Source organism: Campylobacter massiliensis (assembly GCF_014253065.1).
GTDB classification, from domain to species: Bacteria; Campylobacterota; Campylobacteria; order Campylobacterales; family Campylobacteraceae; genus Campylobacter_A; species Campylobacter_A massiliensis.
Window position 1 is genome coordinate 665097 of sequence record NZ_JACLZK010000001.1, and the last position, 19454, is coordinate 684550.

Below are 19454 nucleotides of genomic sequence, written 5' to 3' on the forward strand. Positions count from 1 at the left end.
TTTTGAGATTTGAAGCGGACGTCAAATTTAAGCCCGCAAATTTGATAGCCTCCAGTAAATTTAGCTTTTAGTGCCAAATTTACGGGGCTAAATTTATAAATCGCTCAAGCTCGGCAATTTTAAACCGCCGAGCCTAGCGGTCAAATTTACAGATCTGTAGCGACGTCGTTTTCTACCTTGATCGTCACGGTTTGTGCCACGCCGTTATCGTCGTTTGCGCTGCCCGTAAATGATTTATGCGTAGCGTCAGATCCATCCGCACTCCATTGACCGCTCGATTTTGATTTTACGGTATCGTCGCTGCCGCCCTTGATCTCTAGCGTATTGCCTGATGCACCAAGGTCTAGCACGTCTTTTGGATCGACGTTTAGCACGGCGTTATTTACGGCGCTTACGTCGACCGAGTTTATATTTTCCGCTACTTTTGCGATCTTTGATAGATCGATATTGCCGTCTCCGTCTAGGCTGTTTACGACTATGTTGCCATTATTATTGGTCGTGGTCATCTTAGTGTCGTTGCCGGTACCCAAACCGACGCTCCCTACGGTCGCGCCGTCTTGGACGATGAGCGTATCGTCGTGATTGCCCGTTCTTACGGCGTTTACTACGGTGCCAGCGTCTTTTACTATGACGGTATCCTCGGTATTTCCGCCGGTATTGTTATCGTCTCTAAAGTCGACGGCCGTATTTATGACGTTTACCTTCGCTCCGCTTTGAACGACGATAGTCTGCTCGCCGCTGAGTCCATAGGCATATAGAGCACCCCTTACCTCAGCGCCGTCTTCGACGGTGATAGGCGCATTGCCGTTACTCTGTATTCCGCCCACGCTAGTGCCCTCGCCCGAGACCGTTACGGTACCGTTTCCGGTGTTTGAGCTAACTGCGTGCTCGATATAGGCTTTGTTGTCTACGCGTATAGTATCATCGCCGGCGTGACCGCTGACGGAGTGCGCTCTCGTGCCGCTTCCGGTTACGGTCATCTTATCGTCGCCGCCCCAGCCGGCTATGCCCGCATTTACCGCATGCGCTCCGTCGCTTAACACTATCTTATCATCGTCTTCGCCGCCCGTGATGCTTCCGTTTACTCTAAGCTCCGGAGTGGTTAGCGCTTCGCCTACTACCGTTCCGGCGCCGGTTACGGTTATCTCGTCTTCGCCCGCGCCGCCTTCTACGGTTTTCTTGACTTTTGATCCGCTTGTTACATCGATTTTGTCTGCACCGTCTCCGCCTCTTACGTACTCATTTACGACCGCACCGTCTGCAATTTTGATAGTATCATTGTCTTCATTGCCGTCTACGCTACCGGTTACGACCGTGCCGGCTCCGGTTACGGTTATATTATCTTTACCCCATCTTCCGACTATGCCGTCGACCTTAGCCTTGTCGCTAACTAAAATAGTATCGTCACCACCTCTACCGTTTATCGAGCTAACATAGGTTTGAGCGCCGGTTACGGTTATAGTATCGTCTCCAGAATCACCCCTTACTTCTCCCTCTACGTTTGCGCCATTTTTTACAGTGATGACATCGGCGCCGTCTCCGGCAAATATATGCTTCGCACTGGTTCCCGCGCCGCTTAAAGTTATAGTGTCGGCATCAGCGCCGCTATCTACTATATCCAAAGCCGGATTTACCTGCTTTTCGTATATATCGTTCATAGTTTTGGCGTCGCCTCTTATCTGGCCTATTACTTTGGCGCCGCTCTCTAGGGTTATAGTATCTTTTCCTGCCTCTCCGAGTATATTATTTATCGACGAACTTCCTTTCGCAGTTATCACGTCGTCGCCTGCGCCGCCGCGGATGTTTCCCCTTACCGTAGCGTTTTCGACGTTTATGGTATCTATACCGTCGTTGCCAAACACGTTACCTACGGTAGCGTTATTTTTAACGTTTATAGTATCGGTGCCGTCGTTGCCTTCTATAGTAACGACCTTGGCTTTATTTTCGACGGTTATAGTATCGTTGCCTTTATCGCCTTTTACTTCTTTTACGTAAGTATTTTCTCCCGAAACCTCGATAGTATCGTTATCTAGATCTCCGCTAACATAGCCTTCTACTCTAGCGCCGTTTTTAACGTAAATTTTATCATCGCCGTGTCCGCCTTCGATTTTTTCTGCCACGGTAGCGTTATCTACGGTGATAGTATCTACGCCTTTATCGCCATGTACCGATTTTACGGTGGCTTTATCACTGATAGTTATCTTAGAGTCGCCCGCACTTACGTCGCCGACGCGAGATACTTCGGTATTTTCTCCGGTAACGGTTATGGTGTTTTTTCCTGTTTCATTATACATATTATCATATTTACCATTTGCTCCGTAAACCCATCCGGCTACTTTAGAGCCACTCTCTACAGTGATAGTATTGCTACCTTGATCTCCAGAAATATTGCCTTTTACGTTAGATTCGTTTTGTACAGAGATCGTATCATTGCCCTCGCCCCCTATGATAGCCTCTTTGATATCATTATCTTTAGAATCTTTAGCGGCTCGTCCATTTACTGTAGAGTTATTTATGGTTATTTTATCGTCTCCGCCTTCGCCGTCGATAATTCCGTTAATAACACTATTGTCTGATATATTTATAGTGTCATTATAACCTCCACCCCAAATTGTGCCGTTAACGGTTGAATTTTTGATTGTTATAGTATCTTCGCCATTAACCGTATCAAAGACATCGTTTCCATCTCCATTAATACCCTCAAATTGTTTTTTGTTCCATGAGTCGTCTCCATTAAAATTACCCCCGTCTTTATTGGCTGAACTTCCATAGAAACTACCTTTTCCGCCGACCGTTGAATCGATTATATTTATTGTGTCGCCATCAGATTCAGCCCTTACACCGCCGACTTTAGAATTGTTGGTTACGTTTATAGTATCGCTGCCTTTGCCAGTATAGATAGTTCCTCTTACGGTAGCATTATTTTCTACATTTACCGTATCTTTATTTATACTATTTATGTCTATATCAAAGGATACTGTAGCTTTGTCTTTTACGGTTACAGTATTAGTCCAATTTTCGTTTTTAAATTCGCCATCATGATTATATTTATAGCCAGTTACTCTACTTACAGCAGTATCTTCGCCCTCTATAGTTACCGTATTTTTACCATGACCTAGTTGAACGCCAGATCTTTGTTGAAATTGAGCTTCCATAGAAATTCTATCCTCATCGGTAATTTCACGACCGTCTTTATATTTATCTATGCTCTTATATCTGGCAGATACATCTTCAATTCCTACAGTACCGACAGTAGCTCCGCCTTTTATGTTAATCTTATCATCGCCGTCGCCGTCGTAAATTCCAGCTTTAACTTTGGCTTTATTTGTGATGTTAATAGTATCATCGCCATCGCCGGCTATTATACCGCCTTGTCTTATCTTATAGCCAGTATGGTTTACTATTTCTTCCCCATTTACTTTCGTGCCTTCTCCATCTACATTTATCGTGTCGTCGCCGCTACCGCTATTGATATTAGTTAAAATTTCCGCTCCATTTTTAACGTTAATCGTATCGTCTCCGGTTCCCGTAGAGATCATCTGCACTTTAGCGCCGTCTACGGTTATGTTATCGGCCTTATCGGAACCAAAAATTTTAGGTTTTACAGTATCATCTACTTTTACTACGGTAGTATCCGCTTTACTTTCATATCCTGAAGTATTGGTATTCTCTCCGGCCACTACTAGCTTTTTAGCATTATCAGATCCTATAATAGTCGATTTATCTTTGCTTATGAACCAACCGTCTTGGTAATCGAATTTGTCTTGATAATTTTCTATATAGTGTTTTTGTAGAAGTTTATCTCCTACGCTTATCTCGCCTTTATTTATAGTTAATCCGTCTACGGCGTCTTTAAATGCTTTTGATATATCTGAATCATTTATCTTTTGAGCCTGAGACGCATCACTAGTAGCCGATATAGAACCTTTGTCCTCGCCCTGAACCGAATTTAGGTCCCTAAAATAATCATTGGATCTATCCAAGGACGGATCCATATTGCTATCACGCATAGTATTGTAGTTCGACCTTGTTTCGGCATTTATTCCCAATTTTCCTTCATTATTTCTACCCATCTCGATATTATATGCAGATGAAGGAATTTCCATTATTGTCGGAGCTGGTTCCGGTTCAGGCTGGCTTGGTTGTTCAGGCTGGCTTGGTTGTTCAGGCTGGCTTGGTTGTTCAGGCTGGCTTGGTTGTTCAGGCTGGCTTGGTTGTTCAGGCTGGCTTGGTTGTTCAGGCTGGCTTGGTTGTTCAGGCTGGCTTGGTTGATTATCTACTGCAGTTGAGGCAATGGAACTTCTTGCAGCGGAGCCCTGATATGCGCTACTGCTTTGCGAGCCTTGGTTGGCTCCGCCTAGATCGCCGTAACTAGCGCTCACGTTTGATATATGACCGCCCTGAGTAAATGCGACTTGGCTTAGACTAACACCATCGCTGCTAGCAGAGCCTGTGCCACCGCCCGCTGCGGTCGCTTCTAGGTCTTGAAGATCGGTTCCGTTAAGCAGGGCCTGCTGTAATGCCTCAACATCGGCCATCATCGCTTCGCCTCCAAAGCCCTCGTTTACCGCTATGCTTTGATCAAGCACTAACGTATCTTTGCCTAGCATTACGATATCTTTACCGTCGTTTGCCGAGATTACGATCTTAGACGATGCATCCTGTCCGACGACGCTCTCGCCTAAATAGACCACGTCCCCTACGTTTAGCTCTCTTTTTGCGCCGTCGCTGCCGATCGCTACGACTTTGCCCTCTATACTTTTTACTATTCCTGCTTGAGTTGGCATAAATGCTCCTTTTTATTTTTAAATTTGCGAGGATTATATAATTATTTGGGATTTTTGTATATTGTACCAAAGTACAATGCGTTAAATTTTAGTGGCATTGCAGCCAAATTTAGAGGCGCAAATTTAACTCTGCACCCCTCAAATTTAGCCTAAATTTTAAAATTTCTTCTTTCTCACGTCCGCGACGATATTTTTAGCCATATCGTCGATCTGGCGCGTTATGTCATTTGTCGTATTTACGATAGAGATATTTTCGTGCGTGATGTTATCTATCGCGGATACCGACTCGTTTATCATATTTATCGCGCCGGTTTGCTCTTTTATATTTTCGCTCATATCATTTATGCTTTGAGCCAGCACGTTTGCGTTAGCTTCGATTTCGCCGAGCGATTTTTGAGTGCGTTCGGCTAGCTTTCTAACCTCATCGGCCACGACGGCAAAGCCGCGTCCGTGCTCTCCAGCGCGTGCGGCCTCGATAGCCGCATTTAGAGCTAGCAAATTCGTCTGATCGGCGATATCTCGGATGATCACGATGATATTTTTGATCTCTTCGCTTTGGCGCGTCACGTCCTGTGCCTTTTGACTGATGGCGTTCATAGAACTACTCATCTGCTCGACCGCAGCAGCGCTTTCTTGGATAGAGTGGGCTTGTTTGCTTGCGCCCTCCGTCAAATTTCGCATAGAATCGGCCAAAATTTTAGCCCGCTCTTCTAGCATCTGCGCCTCTTTTAGATTTTCTTTTAGCATGTGACTCACGGCGGCCCCGGCACTCTCTATGCCTACGATCATATCTTTTAGGTCGCTTTCTAGCTCCTCTTGCACCTCGACTTTAGCGGTATAGTCGTTTTTGTTATAGGAATTTAGCACACGCGCGATATCTTTTAAATTTGACGAGATAGAAGCAAAGAATCGATTTAACAGCTCTTTTAGCTCGACTAACGCAGGGTTGTTTGGATCTGCTTTGATAGTCGCGCCCATATGGCCCTTTATCATGAGGTTTGCGATGCCGTTCATCTCCTCGATTAGGGAGCTGTCTTTTTTGATGCCGCCTATGACCTTATCGATATTTTCATTAATGGCTCGGCTCATAACGCCAAATTCATCCTGCGTACTTACGACTAGCTTTTCAGGAGCTTTAGATGCTTCATAAGTAACAAATTTAAACGTATCGTCAAGCTTTTCTTGGATAGTTTTTATCGGGCTTAGCGATTTTTTAAGCAGTACGTAGACAAACAACGAAAGCGCGATGATAAACACCGTAGCTAGCACAAGCTGAGCTTTTAAAAGCGGCAAAGTGTTGCTAGAAAAGGTATCCGCGCCGATAGCTGCAACTACTAGCCAGCCTTGTTCGTTGATAGGTATGAGCTTGGCCGTTACATTTTCGCCTTTGTAGTTGACGTATGGGATCAGGCCGTTTTCGTCAAACCTTTTTGCCGCGTATTCTTCCGCTAAATATTTACTCGCAGGGACGGTTTTCCCTACATTTGAGGGATCGCTATGCATTAGTATCAGACCGTCTTTATTCATCATGTAGACATACCCGTATTCGGTCTTACCCATATCTAAAATTTTCTTGCTTAGAGCGTCTATTTTTAGGTCTATAGCTGCTACGCCCGCAAATTTACCGCTCTCGTTTACCGGCACGGCAAAGGTCATAACCAGGCTTTGGCTCATAGCATCGATATAAGGCTCAGTATAAATAGCCCTATTTGCGGCTTTCGTATCCATATACCAGCCGCGCTTACGAGGGTCGTAATTATCCTTTTCAGGAGTCAACTTGTTATTTGATGATTGAAAATGACTTCCGTCAGCTTCTCTACCGTAGTAAATATAATCCACGATAGAATTTGACTGATCTTTTTCTAGAACTAATGCTTTTAGTAGCTCCTCTTCGCTATATTGCGCTTTTTGGATTTTTACGCCTAGTTTTTTTACTGCGTCGATATAGTCTTTAAAAAACGAATCAGTGACCGCATCGACGTCCTTTAAAATTTGAGCCTGATTTTGGCTGACGAGCTGGACGACTTTGTTTTGCGCCGTATAGTAGCTAACGGCGGAAATAGCGGCAAATGAGACGATCAGCGAGACGATGAGCATCACGGCTATCTTGTTCGTGATTGACCTAAACATAAATGCTTCCTTTACAAATTTAAATTCAAAATAAACGCTAATTATAGCTTACAATAGTAAAACGGTGCTTAATCTTTAAATTTTATCTCTTGCGCTGCCGATAAATTTGTTTTTTTGCAGTAAAATTTAGGTCAAATTTGCAAAAAGGTATTTTATGTTTAAGGCTTTTAGAATTTACGATTTTATCAAAGATAACGAAAGCAGCGATTTTTACCGCGTATTCGTCGATAGGCTATATCCTCGCGGCATAAAAAAGGAGATATTTAGCTCATTTTTGTGGTTAAAATCGGTCGCGCCTTCAAACGAGCTTAGAGCGTGGTTTCACGAAGACAAAGAGAGGAGATTTAGCGAATTTAGGCTCAAATTTAAAAGCGAGCTTGCAAACGAGGAAGCGGCGACGGGACTAAAAAAGCTAAAATCGCTAGAAAAAATCCACGGCAAAATCGCACTACTAACGGCGACGAAGGATATAAATTTAAGTCACGTTACGGTGATTTTGGAAGCGCTTAAAGAGAGGGATTAAATTTTACTTTTGCTGGATTTTAAATTTTACTTTCGCGGCGCGACTTTCAAATTTAAGTCAAAATCGGCAATTTTACGGCGATAAATTTAAACAAAGATAAAGCGGCATCTTGCAAACCAAAACGCCGCATTAGCGCAATATTAGAAGCGTTGTCCGATAGTAAACTCAAATGTGCTAGTGTCGTCGCTGTCCTGCTTGTTAAGCGGTTTAGCAAAGATGAGCTGAAGCGGCCCCATCGGCGTCACCCACTCGATACCCACGCCGGCGCTATATCTGCTGATACGTCCGTCGATATACTCGTATCCGGCCCTTCTTTGTACATGCTTGCCTTCTATGACGCCATAGTCAACAAACATCACGCCCCGCATTTTTACGCGCTCTATGATCGGGAAGCTAAGCTCGGCCGAGCTGTTAAACGAGATAGTGCCGCCGGTTTCGTACCATTGACCATTTAGGGCTTTTACCTTCGGCGAAACCGTCCTACTCTCAAAGCCACGTAGATTTCTGATACCGCCTAGATATAGCTTCTCGTTGATCGGTATGTATCCGCGGTCCCAAATTTTACCGAAGCTTGATTTAAATCTGAAAATAAGGTCGTAGTCCACCCACTCTCTGATGCCTTGATACCAGTTAAAATTCGTTCTGCTCTTTAAAAATTTCTCGTCGCCGCCCACGCCTGCAAACTCTAGGCTAGTACTTGCGATGATACCGGTACGAGGCAGATAATAATCATCCGTGCTGTTATACGTGATAGACGGGATAAGCGAGCTTTTTAAGCTCTTGCCGTCTTTGTATCCGACGGTTTTTAGCACGTCGCTAAGCCCGCTGATACGGCTTTGCTCGATGACGTAGCCCAAAGACGCGCTTAAATTTCTAGTTAGCTTTCTGCCTAGTACTAAATTTAGACCGTATGATTTCTCGTCGTAGTTGTTCCAGTCGTAGTCGTTAGCGTAAAGCGTGCCGCCCAGGCTGTACTCGGAGTCAAAAAGGCGCGGGTTAGTTAGGCCTATCTGACCGGAGAGCTCGTTGTCGCTTCTATCGACGCTTATGACGCCTTTCATACCGCTACCAAACACGTTCGTATCGGACACGCTAGCGTTAAGTAACAAGCCGTCCGAGCTGCCGTAGCCGATACCGCCGCTAATAGAGCCGGTGGAGGCCTCTTTTACTTTTACGAGTAGATCGACTTGATTTGCTCCGACACGCTGCTCCTCGATCTCGACATCGTCAAAATAGCTAGTTCGCTTTAACGCGTCCTTACTATCTTGCAAGTCGGTTCTGCTATATAAATTTCCCTCCGTGAGGTATAGCTCTCGTCTAACTACTCTATCTACGGTTCTATCGTTACCTGAAATTTGTACGTTTCTTATATATACTTTTTCGTCCGGCACGACCTCGTAGACGATACTTACGGTCTTATCCTCGACGTTTTTCTCGGTTTTTGGATTTATCCTTACAAATGCATAACCCTTGTCCGCTACGATATCGTCGAGCTTTTTCATATCTTGTCTTAGGCGGGCGGAGTTCATCACGTCGCCGCTCTCTAGCCTAAAGTCTTTTAAAATTTTCTCTTTATCAAGCTCTAAAAACTCTGGAGCTTCGATATCTACGCTAGATACCCTATACTGCTCGCCCTCGGTCACGTAGTAGGTGAGATCTGCGGTGTAGTTATCCATGTAGGCGTTTAGATACGGGTTTGAGACAGTGGCGTCTAGGTAGCCTTTTTGATAGTATTTGTCTTGGATTCTCGCAGGATCATTCGGTAGCTCAAAAAGCTTAACCTTACCGTCGTTTCTACCCCACATCCAGCCCATAAATTCGCGCTCTTTATTCGCTACCACAGGCTCCACGTCGCCATAATCAAAAAGCTTTGCGCCGACTAAATTTACGTTTTCTATTATGATATTTTCGCCGCGGTTTATGTTCATGGTGACAAAAAGGCTGCTTTCATTACCCGCTACCGGCTCTTTGGTTACGTCTACGATAGTGTCAAAGTATCCTTTTGACTCATAATACTGCCTGATACGCTCTTTTGCGCGCTCTATGGCTAGCTCATCGTACATATTGCCTTGTTTGATATTGATTAGCCCGTCGATAGCGGTTTTATCGTTGGTCACTACGCCCTTGATGTCGATACGAGCGATGCTAGGCTTTTCTTTTACCGTTACGGTCACGTCGCCGCCCTCGTTTTCGATATAGATATCGTCGAAGTAGCCCTGCCTAAACAGCTTCGCGATCGCCCTATCCGTGCTATCGCCGTTTAACTCGTCGCCGACTTTTAGCCCCATTATCTCCTTTGCGGTTTCGGGGGATAGATGAATGAGACCTTTAAAATTTATGGAAGTTATCTGCTGGGCATTCGCCAAAACAGCGCCCAAAAGTAGTAGAAAAACGCTTTTTTTCATTGATTTAACCTAAAAGTGATGATAAGGCTGTATAATAGCACATTTTATTTTTAAACAATATAAATTTAAAAGGCGAATTTATGAAAATCGGTATCGTAGGCCTAGGACTCATCGGCGGCTCGCTAGGTCTTAGCCTAAAAAACGAAAAACTAATCAGCTGCGTTAGCGGCATGGATCTAAACAAAGAGCACGAAAAACAGGCGATTGAGCTCGGCCTCGTGCATGAAATTTTAACTCTTGAGCAGATGAAGCAAAAATGCGACATGATATTTCTAGCCATCCCTGTCGAAGGCATCATCAAAATCGTCAAAGAATTTGAAGGTATCGGCGAAAACACGACCATCGTCGATCTTGGTAGCACCAAGCAAAAAATAATCGAAGCCGTGCCAGAGAGCATCAGGCAAAATTTTATCCCCGCTCACCCGATGGCTGGCACCGAGTACTCCGGCCCGACTGCCGCGTTTTCTGGGCTTTTTAAAGACGCCGTCGTAGCTATCTGCGACTTTAAAGAAAGCGGCGAGATGCACGTCAAGCGCTCAGTCGAGCTCTTTTCGCACCTGGGCATGAAGATTATCTTCATGAGCGCGGCGGAGCACGACCATCACGCCAGCGTTATCTCCCACCTGCCCCACGCCATCAGCTTTTCGCTAGCTAGCAGCGTACTAAAAAAGGAAAACAAAAAAAATATCATCGCGCTAAGCGGCACGGGATTTAACGGCATGATCAGGATCGCCAAAAGCTCGCCCGTGATGTGGACGGATATCTTTAAACAAAACAAGCAAAATTTGATAAATTCGATAGACCTTTTCAAAAAAGAGCTTGACGAATGCGAAAATTTAATCAAAAACGAGAAGTGGGACGAGCTGCGAGAATGGATGGGCGAAGCTAGAAAAATACGCGAAATTTTGTAAATTCGAGCGCAAATTTACCTTAAATTTATCGCTTTTTAGTAAAATCGGTCTCTTTAAGATTTAGGAGATTTTTATGAGAAGACGCGGCAATCCGAATTTAATATTTTTCGGCGTTATTATTTTACTTTTAGTTGCGGCGATAGCTTTTTTATTTACTTCAAAAACATTTGAGCGAGAAGCGCCTAGCATAGCCATCTCAGATCAAATTTACTGGAATCTAACCTCGCCCCTGCCGATCAAAATAACCGACGAAGGCGGCGTGAAATCGGTTAAAATCTCGCTCGTAGACGAAAAAGGCAGCGTAAATTTATTGACTCAAAAATTTGAAGCGCCGTCTGAGATCGTCGATTTAAATTTGACCTTTCCGAAAACGGGATTCGGAGCGCAAAAAGATATCTACAACATCGTGATCGAGGCCACGGATACTAGCAAATGGGGATTTTTCCTCGGCAACACGCAAAAAAAAGAGGTCAAAATCACCGTCGATAACAAAAAACCCGACGTAAACATCCTAAACCACTCGTACGCCATCACAAAAGGCGGTAGCGCGACGGTCGTATTTAAGGCAACTGACGAGATGCTAAAAGAGGTCTATATAGAGACGAATTACGGTAAAAAATTTATCCCGAGCAAATTCGTAAAAGACGGCTACTACGCCTCGCTAGTAGCTTGGCCGGCGCAGCAAGGCTCCTTTAGCGCCGACGTCGTAGCGCTTGACGCGGCGGGGAATATAACAAAAAGCAAGATAAGATTTTTCTACCAAGACAAAAAATACCGCATCTCAAAGATAAAACTGGACGGTCAAAGTAGATTTCTAAACGAAAAAATCCCCGAGCTCGCGCAGCAATACGCCAAAAATTACGACGCGATGAGCAATCTGGAAAAAATGAAATTCGTAAATGAAAATCTACGCGAGGCAAATGAGAAAATAATCTCGCAAATCGCCGCAAAAGTCGAGATAGACGCTGCGGAAAATTTTAGCGTAAATAAATTTTATCCGCTAAAAAACGGCAAAGCGGTAGCGAGCTTCGGTGACCATAGATACTATACCTTTGAAGATAAAGACGTGAGCGAAAGCTGGCACATGGGTATCGACCTAGCCTCGACGCAAAGAGCCGACATCGTCGCTAACAACGACGGCACGGTCGAATTTGCCGCAGAAAACGGCATCTACGGGCGCAACGTCCTGATAAATCACGGATTCGGACTATTTTCGCTCTACGGGCACTGCAGCTCGCTAAACGTCAAAGCCGGCGACTCCGTCAAGGCCGGCGACGTCATAGCAAACACCGGTGTTACGGGCCTAGCGATGGGCGATCACCTGCACTTTGGCATGCTGGTGCAAGGCATAGAGGTGCGCCCGGAAGAGTGGATGGATAACGGCTGGATGAAGGATAACGTAACCGGCGTTTTGAACGCGGCTAAAAAAATGGTCGAATAAATTTGCCATTTTGTTGTAAATTTGTTGTATAATGGCAAGAATAAGAAAAATAAGGGCAAAAATTTGAAACAAACAACCATAAAATCAACCGTAGAAGGCGTAGGCATCGGGCTTCACAAAGGTGAGCCGATAAAAATCACGCTTGAACCGCTTGGGGCAAATTCGGGAATAATATTTTACAGAAAAGACCTCGGTGTGAGCTTTAAGGCAGAGCCGAAAAACGTGATAAACACCCAAATGGCTACCGTAATCGGCGGCAAAGAGGGCTACGTCTCGACGATCGAGCACCTCCTTAGCGCGATAAACGGCTACGGCATCGACAACGTCCGTATCGTCCTAGACGCCAACGAAGTTCCCGTTATGGACGGCTCGGCGATAAGCTACTGTATGATGCTGGATGAAGCCGGCACGGCGGAGCTTGACGCGGACAAAAAAGTAATCGTAATCAAACGCCCGGTAGAAGTAAACAAAAACGGAAAATTCGCCAGAGTAACGCCGTCAAATAACCCGAAATTTGACTTTACGATTAAATTTGCCCACCCGATAATAGGCGAGCAAAATTACGTGTTTGAGTTTAGCAAACAAGCCTACATCGAGGAGATTGCGCGCGCTAGGACGTTTGGATTTTTAAAAGACGTGCAGATGCTAAGGGCGCAAAATTTAGCCCTCGGCGGCAGCCTAGACAACGCCGTAGTCATCGACGATAATAAAATTTTAAATCCTGAAGGCCTGCGCTTTGAAAATGAATTCGTTCGTCATAAAATTTTAGATGCGATCGGCGATCTGAGTCTGATGGGCGCGCCTTTGATGGCTGATTATACTAGCTTTGCGGGTAGCCACGAGCTAAACCACGAGCTAACGCTAGCCATCCTAAGCGACGATAAAAACTACGAAATCGTCACGCTAAAAGGCGATTTCGCGCGCGAGTACCAAAAGGTATTTGCATAAAAAATATCCAAATTTTAGTTATCGCTCTTAGCTCGCCGCTAATCATCGGCATTTATGACGAAAATGGCGAGCTTATAGAGCAAATTTCTAGCGAAGAAAAATCTGACGTCTCTCTCGTAAAAATAATGGACGAGATTTTAAACGGCGGCAAATTTAATCTGCAAAAAATTATCTACGCAAACGGCCCGGGAAGCTTTATGGGCGTGAAAGTCGCCTACGTCGTTTTAAAGACGATTAGCATCGTAAAAGAGTGCGAATTTTACGCGGTTAGCGGCTTTGAGCTAAACAGCGGCGCGCCGATACGGGCGAATAAAAACTTAAGCTTTGTAGATACGCCCAATGGCATAAAACTACAAAAAGCGCAAGCGGGCGAATTTGGCTTACCGCAAAATTTAGCCGTTTTAAATCTAAATTTAGATACTCTACCAAATTACGTTATACAAGCCGTTTAGGAGATTTTTTGCAAATTTTAGTTCCAGCCACGAGCGCAAACATTGGCCCCGGTTTTGACGCCCTAGGACTTGCCCTAGAGTTACACAACACAGTCGAGATAACGAGGGCGAATTTCGCCTCCGTGAGCATTTTGGGCGAAGGCAAAGACAACGCGCTTCTTAAAAAAAACAACATTTTTTTATCTATTTTCAATGAAATTTACGTCAAACTAACGGACAAAAAAGATACTTTTCGCATGATTTTTACCAATCAAATCCCGTTTTCTCGCGGACTCGGAAGCTCTTCTGCAGTCATCACTTCAGCCATCGCGGCGGCTTATGCGGCAGCTGGATTTAAGGCGGATAAAAGCGCGATTTTAAACCAGGCGCTAGTTTACGAAAACCACCCCGACAACATCGCTCCGGCGACGCTTGGCGGTTTTGTTAGCTCCGTCGTTGAAAACGGCAAGGTAAAATCTCTAAAAAAACCTTTAAGCACCGATATCAAAGCCGTCGTCGTGATCCCGGATAAGCCGATGAGCACGAACGAATCTCGCGCCAAGCTACCTAAAAATTTCACTATGGGCGAGTGCGTTAGCAACCTCTCTCACGCCGCATTTCTCACGGCTTGTTTTTTTAGCGAAAATTACGAGCTTTTAAGAACGGCGGCAAAAGACGTCATGCACGAGCAAATCCGCATGCAAAGCCTACCCGAGCTCTTTGAAGTGCGCAAGATAGCCTACGAAAACGGCGCACTTTTAAGCACGCTTTCAGGCAGCGGATCGAGCTTTTTAAATATCGTTTACGCTGGCGATGCGGCAAATTTAAAACAAAAACTGCAAGATAAATTTAAGAGCTTTCGGGTTGAAATTTTTAATTTCGACAACGACGGGATAAAAATCCTACAAAGCTAAAAAAAAGCTAAAAGAAGTTATAATAATGGCTCAAAAATTTATCCCTATCAGGACGTGCGTGGTCTGCAAAAAGCGCTTTGAACAGCAAATTTTGCGTAGATACAGACTGATAAATTCTTCGCTATTTTTCGGAAACGGAAACGGACGCAGCTTTTATCTTTGCGAGGAATGTCTAAAAAAAGACGAGAAAATTTTAAGAAAATCGCTCGGAAGAGTCGCAGGCAGCTTTATAGCGACGCTACAAAACGGGCAAAATTTAAAGGAGATACTCTTAAATGGGGACTGTTCGAATTTCAGAGATAGCAAATGAGCTCGGCTACAATAGCAAAGAGGTTTTAGAAAAGGCTATTGAGCTTGGGCTAAAGGTCAAAACGCACTCGAGCGGCGTTAGTCCTGAAGAAGCGGAGGCGCTATACACCTACATCCAAACCGGCGAGATCCCCGAAGCTCTCAAGAAAAAACCGGAAAAGAAAAAACCGACCGTCAAAAAGGCGGAAACCAAAGAGGGCAAAGAGGAAAAAGAAAGCAAACCTAAAGAGGCAAAAAAACCAAGCGCCGCAAAAGAAGAAAAGCCTTTGCCTAAAGAAAAAGTAGAAACAAAAAACGACGAAAAATCCGAAAAAGAACAAAAAACAGTCACTCAAAAACCGGCAGAAAAAGCACCGGAGCCAAAAACGCAAGTAGCACCAAAAGAGGAGCCAAAGACCCAGCCTGCCGCCGAGCCGGTCCATCCAAAAGAGAGCTTAGCCGACGTTAGTCTGCAAAAAAGGCGCGGTCTAGTCATCGTAAAAAAGAAAAAAGACGAGCAGCCCGCACCTCGAGCAAGCGAGAGAAAGGAGTCTGCGCCGGCACTAAATTTGGAAAGTATATTTAAATTTAGCGACGAAAAGATCGAGCGCAAAAAGAAAAAAGAGAAAAAATCGGTCATCGCAACTAAAAAAGACGGCGCAACAAAGATGGATCTGCTCGGCGACCGCGATATGGCAGACATCGTGATAGATGATGAGGACGTGGTTATATTGCCTGATTTTTCAGTGCGAACTCAAACTCCGGAGCCTCAAAAAACAAGACAACCTGCAAATACCAACTACAAACCGGTACTAAATACATCGGTAAGTTCGTTTCTAGAGCAAGGTACTGCGCGCAGGCCTCGTAAAAAACATAAAAAATCGCAACGAGCCGACCATAACGGAGAGGCGGTAACCTACGTCGAGATGCCAAAAGAGATCCGTCTTTACGAATTTGCCGACAAGATCAACAAGCAACCGAGCGAAATCATCGGCAAGCTCTTTATGCTAGGCATGATGACGACCAAAAACGACTTCCTAGACGAGGATGCGATAGAGATTTTAGCCGATGAGTTCGGTATCGAGGTAAATATCGTCGATACGCAAGAAGCGTTTGACTACGTTAAGGCCTACGACGAAGAAGAGGAACAGCTGGATGATGCAAATTTGACTGTCCGCGCTCCCGTTATCACCATCATGGGTCACGTCGATCACGGTAAAACCTCGCTACTAGACTACATCAGAAACTCTCGCGTGGCAGCGGGCGAAGCGGGTGGCATCACGCAACACGTGGGCGCCTATATGGTAAATAAAAACGGTAAAAACATTACCTTTATCGACACTCCGGGCCACGAAGCTTTCACGGCTATGCGCGCTAGAGGGGCCAAGATCACCGATATCGTTATCATCGTGGTCGCAGCCGACGACGGCGTAAAACCGCAGACCAAAGAGGCCGTTAGTCACGCAAAAGCCGCCGGCGTACCGATTATCATCGCGATAAACAAGATGGATAAAGAGGCCGCAAACCCTGACAAAGTAAAAAGCGAACTAGCCGAGCTGGATATCCTATCTACCGACTGGGGCGGCACGTACGAGTTCGTACCGATCTCCGCAAAGATGGGTATGGGCATAGACGATCTACTTGAAATCGTGCTCTTGCAGGCTGAAATTTTAGAACTAAAAGCAAACGCAAAGGCAAACGCAAAAGCAGCCATAATAGAAAGTTCGCAGCAAAAAGGCCGCGGTCCGGTAGCTACGGTTATCGTAGAAAACGGCACTCTAAAAGTCGGCGATATCGTGGTTGCAGGCGTTGCATACGGCAAAATAAGAAGCATAACCGACGATCAGGGCAAAATTTTAAAAGAGATAAAACCGGGCGAATGCGGCGTGATAATGGGCCTTAGCGAGATTCCGGAAGCCGGCGAAACGCTAATAAGCGTTAAAACCGACAAAGAAGCCCGCGAATACGCACAGAAAAAGGCTGAATACTTGCGCCAAAAAGAGCTTAGCAAAACAACAAAAGTAAGCCTAGAAGAGCTTAGCGAAAAGATCGCCGAGGGTGAGCTAAAATCGCTCCCGGTTATCGTAAAAGCCGACGTGGGCGGCTCGCTAGAAGCTATCAAGGCAAGCCTAGAAAAACTTCGCAACGACGAGATAAAAGTAAATATCATCCACTCAGGCGTGGGCGGCATCACACAAAGCGACGTAGAGCTAGCCAGAGCGAGCGAAAACTCCGTGATTTTAGGCTTTAACATCAGGCCGACGGGCGAAGTGAAAGAAAAAGCCAAAGAAAGCGGCGTCGAAATCAAAACCTATAACGTCATCTATAACCTGATCGACGACGTCAAGGCGATCCTAAGCGGCTTAATGTCGCCTGTCATCCACGAGGAGCAGCTCGGTCAAGCGCAAGTACGCCAGGTCATCAACGTCCCTAAAGTAGGCGCGATCGCAGGCTGCATGGTAACCGAGGGCACGATAAACCGCGGCGCGAAAATCCGCCTGATCAGAAACGGCGTGGTCGTACACGAGGGTACGGTAAGCTCGCTAAAACGCTTCAAAGACGACGTGAGAGAGGTAGCGCGCGGCTTTGAGTGCGGCGTGGGCATAGACGGCTATAACGACATCAGAGAGGGCGACTACATCGAGAGCTTTAAAGAGGTAGAGGAGCAAGCTAGCCTATGAACCCCTCGGAGATAAAACGCCTGCGCACGCAAAGCGTACTAAAAGAGCTTCTACCTGAGGCTCTATCTACGCTTGAAGATGAGCTTTTACGCGGGCTTTGCGTGACTGACGTCGAGTGTAAAAAAGGCAGGTACGACGCGTTCGTTTATCTAGATAAAATGATGTTTGACGAACGCGAGCAGGCCTATATACTAGACCGCCTAAAGCGCGTATCAAAGCACCTGCAAAACCACTGCATGGCGGCTGAGGGCTGGTATAGAGCGCCGAATTTTCACTTTAAATTTGACGACAGACTCGAGTACCAAAACCACATGGATGATTTGTTTGAAAAAATCTCAGAGGATCTAAACAAAAATGCAAAATCTTGAAAATCTGATCTCGCAGTGCGGCGTGCAGCTCTACGACGTCGAGGTCGCAAACGAAAACGGCAGAGCCATTTATAGGATCTACATCGCAAAGCCCGGCGGCGTAAATTTAGACGACTGCGAAAAGGTCTCGCGCCTACTCTCGCCGATATTTGACGTCGAGCCGCCGCTTAGCGGAGACTACGTGCTAGAGGTTAGCTCGCCCGGACTTGAGCGAAAGCTAGAAAAACCGAGTCATTTTATCTCAAGTATCGGAGAACTAGCTAAAATCTCAGCCGAAGTAGACGGCGAAAATAAAAAGCTAAAAGGCAAAATCATATCCGCCGACGACGATGAGATCTCGTTTGAGAGCGAAGGTCAAATTTTAAAAATAAAAATCGCGAATATAAAAAAGGCAAAAACCTATATCGAGTGGTAAGCTACAAATTTAAAGGCTTAAATTTAAGCTAATACCTCGTCAAATTTTGGGTTAAATTTTACAAATTTGAGTGCTTTAAATTTATATCGCAAAGCTTAAACGCGCTACAGTCAAATTTCTCAAATTTAACCTCAAATTTACAAACCACCTCCGCATAAATTTAAATTTCCCCCAAAAAGCACAAAAAAAGGCGATGCAAATTTCGGCGATTCTGCCCGCCTACTCCCCAAAGCGCGCAGCGTAAATTTAACACCCGACTAGCAAAACATAAGCTAACTTTGGCTATAATCCCTAAATTTTTTAAAAAGTAGGAACCATGAGCTTTTTAGATATTTTTTCCAAAACAAGAAAGCAACAATCCGCTCCTAGCGAGGCTCCGGCGCACTGGGTCAAATGCGACAGCTGTCATTCGCTGATGTATTACAAAGAGGTCGAGGCAAATTTTAACGTCTGTCCAAAGTGCGGTTTTCACATGAGATTAGCCGCCGACAAGAGGATAGCGATGATCTGTGACGAAGGTAGTTTCGTCGAGCTTGACACCAAGCTAAAGCCCGTCGATCCGATCAAATTCGTCGATAAAAAATCGTATAAAAAACGCATAAGCGAAAACGAGGAAAAAACGGGCAGAAGCTCGGCCGTGATCTGCGGCGAGGCCAAGATAGACGATATGAACGTACAGCTGGCGGTTTTTGATTTTAGCTTTATGGGCGGGTCTTTAGGCTCGGTCGAGGGCGAAAAGATCGTGCGCGCCGTAAAAAGATCGCTCGATAAAAAGCAGCCCCTCATCATCGTTTCGGCTTCGGGCGGAGCGAGGATGCAGGAAAGTACGTTTTCGCTGATGCAGATGTCAAAGACCTCTGCCGCGCTAAAGCTACTTGACGAGGCTAAGGTGCCCTATATCTCGGTCCTAACCGATCCTACGATGGGCGGCGTGAGCGCGTCTTTCGCGTGGCTGGGCGACGTCATCATCGCAGAGCCCGGCGCTCTCATCGGATTTGCCGGACAGCGCGTTATCAAGCAAACCATCGGAGCCGATCTGCCTGAGGGCTTTCAAAGATCGGAGTTTTTGCTAGAGCACGGCCTAATAGACGCCATAGTCGAGCGCAAAGAGCATAAGCAGTTTTTAAGCGATATGATAAGGCTACTCTCAAACAACCCGGCCTACGCCGCCAAGCAGCCGAGCACTCAAAACTTGGACGACGAGGAATAAAT

At 45.4% G+C, this 19454-nt stretch carries 13 protein-coding genes and 2 pseudogenes; 11 read left to right on the forward strand and 4 right to left on the reverse strand.

From position 1 onward, the window contains the following. Positions 1-146: 146 nt before the first annotated feature. The 3 genes and pseudogenes from H7R39_RS03100 to H7R39_RS11610 all read right to left on the reverse strand — a co-directional run. Positions 147-4787: a retention module-containing protein gene (locus H7R39_RS03100; protein WP_185897918.1), complete on the reverse strand. Its 4641-nt coding sequence runs from the start codon at positions 4785-4787 to the stop codon at positions 147-149. A gap of 156 nt (positions 4788-4943) precedes the next feature. Next, a pseudogene (locus tag H7R39_RS11605) lies at positions 4944-5345 on the reverse strand (methyl-accepting chemotaxis protein); the annotation flags it as partial. Positions 5346-6173: 828 nt separating this feature from the next. After that, positions 6174-6917, reverse strand: a pseudogene (locus tag H7R39_RS11610) (cache domain-containing protein); the annotation flags it as partial. 154 nt (positions 6918-7071) lie between these two features. Between H7R39_RS11610 and H7R39_RS03110 the strand changes: the two are divergent. Beyond that, positions 7072-7440, forward strand: a complete 369-nt coding sequence (locus tag H7R39_RS03110) for a DUF488 domain-containing protein (RefSeq protein ID WP_185897920.1) — start codon at positions 7072-7074, stop codon at positions 7438-7440. 140 nt (positions 7441-7580) lie between these two features. Here H7R39_RS03110 and bamA read toward each other — a convergent pair whose 3' ends face one another. Then, the gene (bamA, locus tag H7R39_RS03115; RefSeq protein ID WP_185897921.1) at positions 7581-9845 is read right to left on the reverse strand and encodes an outer membrane protein assembly factor BamA; all 2265 of its coding nucleotides are present in this window, start codon (positions 9843-9845) and stop codon (positions 7581-7583) included. An 80-nt stretch (positions 9846-9925) separates the two neighbouring features. Between bamA and H7R39_RS03120 the strand changes: the two genes are divergently transcribed. From H7R39_RS03120 to accD, 10 genes are all read left to right on the forward strand, one after another. Continuing rightward, positions 9926-10756 (forward strand): prephenate dehydrogenase, encoded by an 831-nt coding sequence (locus tag H7R39_RS03120; RefSeq protein ID WP_122872707.1) that lies wholly within the window; start codon positions 9926-9928, stop codon positions 10754-10756. 73 nt (positions 10757-10829) lie between these two features. After that, positions 10830-12197: a peptidoglycan metallopeptidase Pgp6 gene (gene pgp6 / locus H7R39_RS03125; RefSeq protein ID WP_185897922.1), complete on the forward strand. Its 1368-nt coding sequence runs from the start codon at positions 10830-10832 to the stop codon at positions 12195-12197. Positions 12198-12260: 63 nt separating this feature from the next. Then, positions 12261-13145, forward strand: coding sequence for a UDP-3-O-acyl-N-acetylglucosamine deacetylase (gene lpxC, locus H7R39_RS03130; RefSeq protein WP_185897923.1), 885 nt, complete (start codon positions 12261-12263; stop codon positions 13143-13145). Positions 13146-13186: 41 nt separating this feature from the next. Then, positions 13187-13597, forward strand: coding sequence for a glycoprotease (locus H7R39_RS03135; RefSeq protein WP_407644567.1), 411 nt, complete (start codon positions 13187-13189; stop codon positions 13595-13597). A gap of 8 nt (positions 13598-13605) precedes the next feature. Continuing rightward, positions 13606-14490, forward strand: coding sequence for a homoserine kinase (gene thrB / locus H7R39_RS03140; protein ID WP_185897925.1), 885 nt, complete (start codon positions 13606-13608; stop codon positions 14488-14490). Positions 14491-14515: 25 nt separating this feature from the next. After that, positions 14516-14800, forward strand: coding sequence for a YlxR family protein (locus H7R39_RS03145; protein ID WP_002947517.1), 285 nt, complete (start codon positions 14516-14518; stop codon positions 14798-14800). Then, positions 14766-17459 carry a translation initiation factor IF-2 gene (infB, locus tag H7R39_RS03150; RefSeq protein ID WP_185897926.1) on the forward strand — a complete coding sequence of 898 codons (2694 nt, stop codon included), beginning with the start codon at positions 14766-14768 and terminating at the stop codon, positions 17457-17459. Before H7R39_RS03145 ends, infB begins: the two co-directional genes overlap by 35 nt. Then, positions 17456-17827: a 30S ribosome-binding factor RbfA gene (gene rbfA / locus H7R39_RS03155; protein WP_002943703.1), complete on the forward strand. Its 372-nt coding sequence runs from the start codon at positions 17456-17458 to the stop codon at positions 17825-17827. Before infB ends, rbfA begins: the two co-directional genes overlap by 4 nt. Beyond that, entirely contained in the window at positions 17814-18242 is a 429-nt protein-coding gene (gene rimP, locus H7R39_RS03160; RefSeq protein WP_185897927.1) for a ribosome maturation factor RimP, read from the forward strand. Before rbfA ends, rimP begins: the two co-directional genes overlap by 14 nt. Positions 18243-18558: 316 nt before the next feature. Continuing rightward, positions 18559-19452, forward strand: coding sequence for an acetyl-CoA carboxylase, carboxyltransferase subunit beta (accD, locus tag H7R39_RS03165; protein WP_185897928.1), 894 nt, complete (start codon positions 18559-18561; stop codon positions 19450-19452). The last annotated feature ends 2 nt before the right edge of the window (positions 19453-19454 follow it).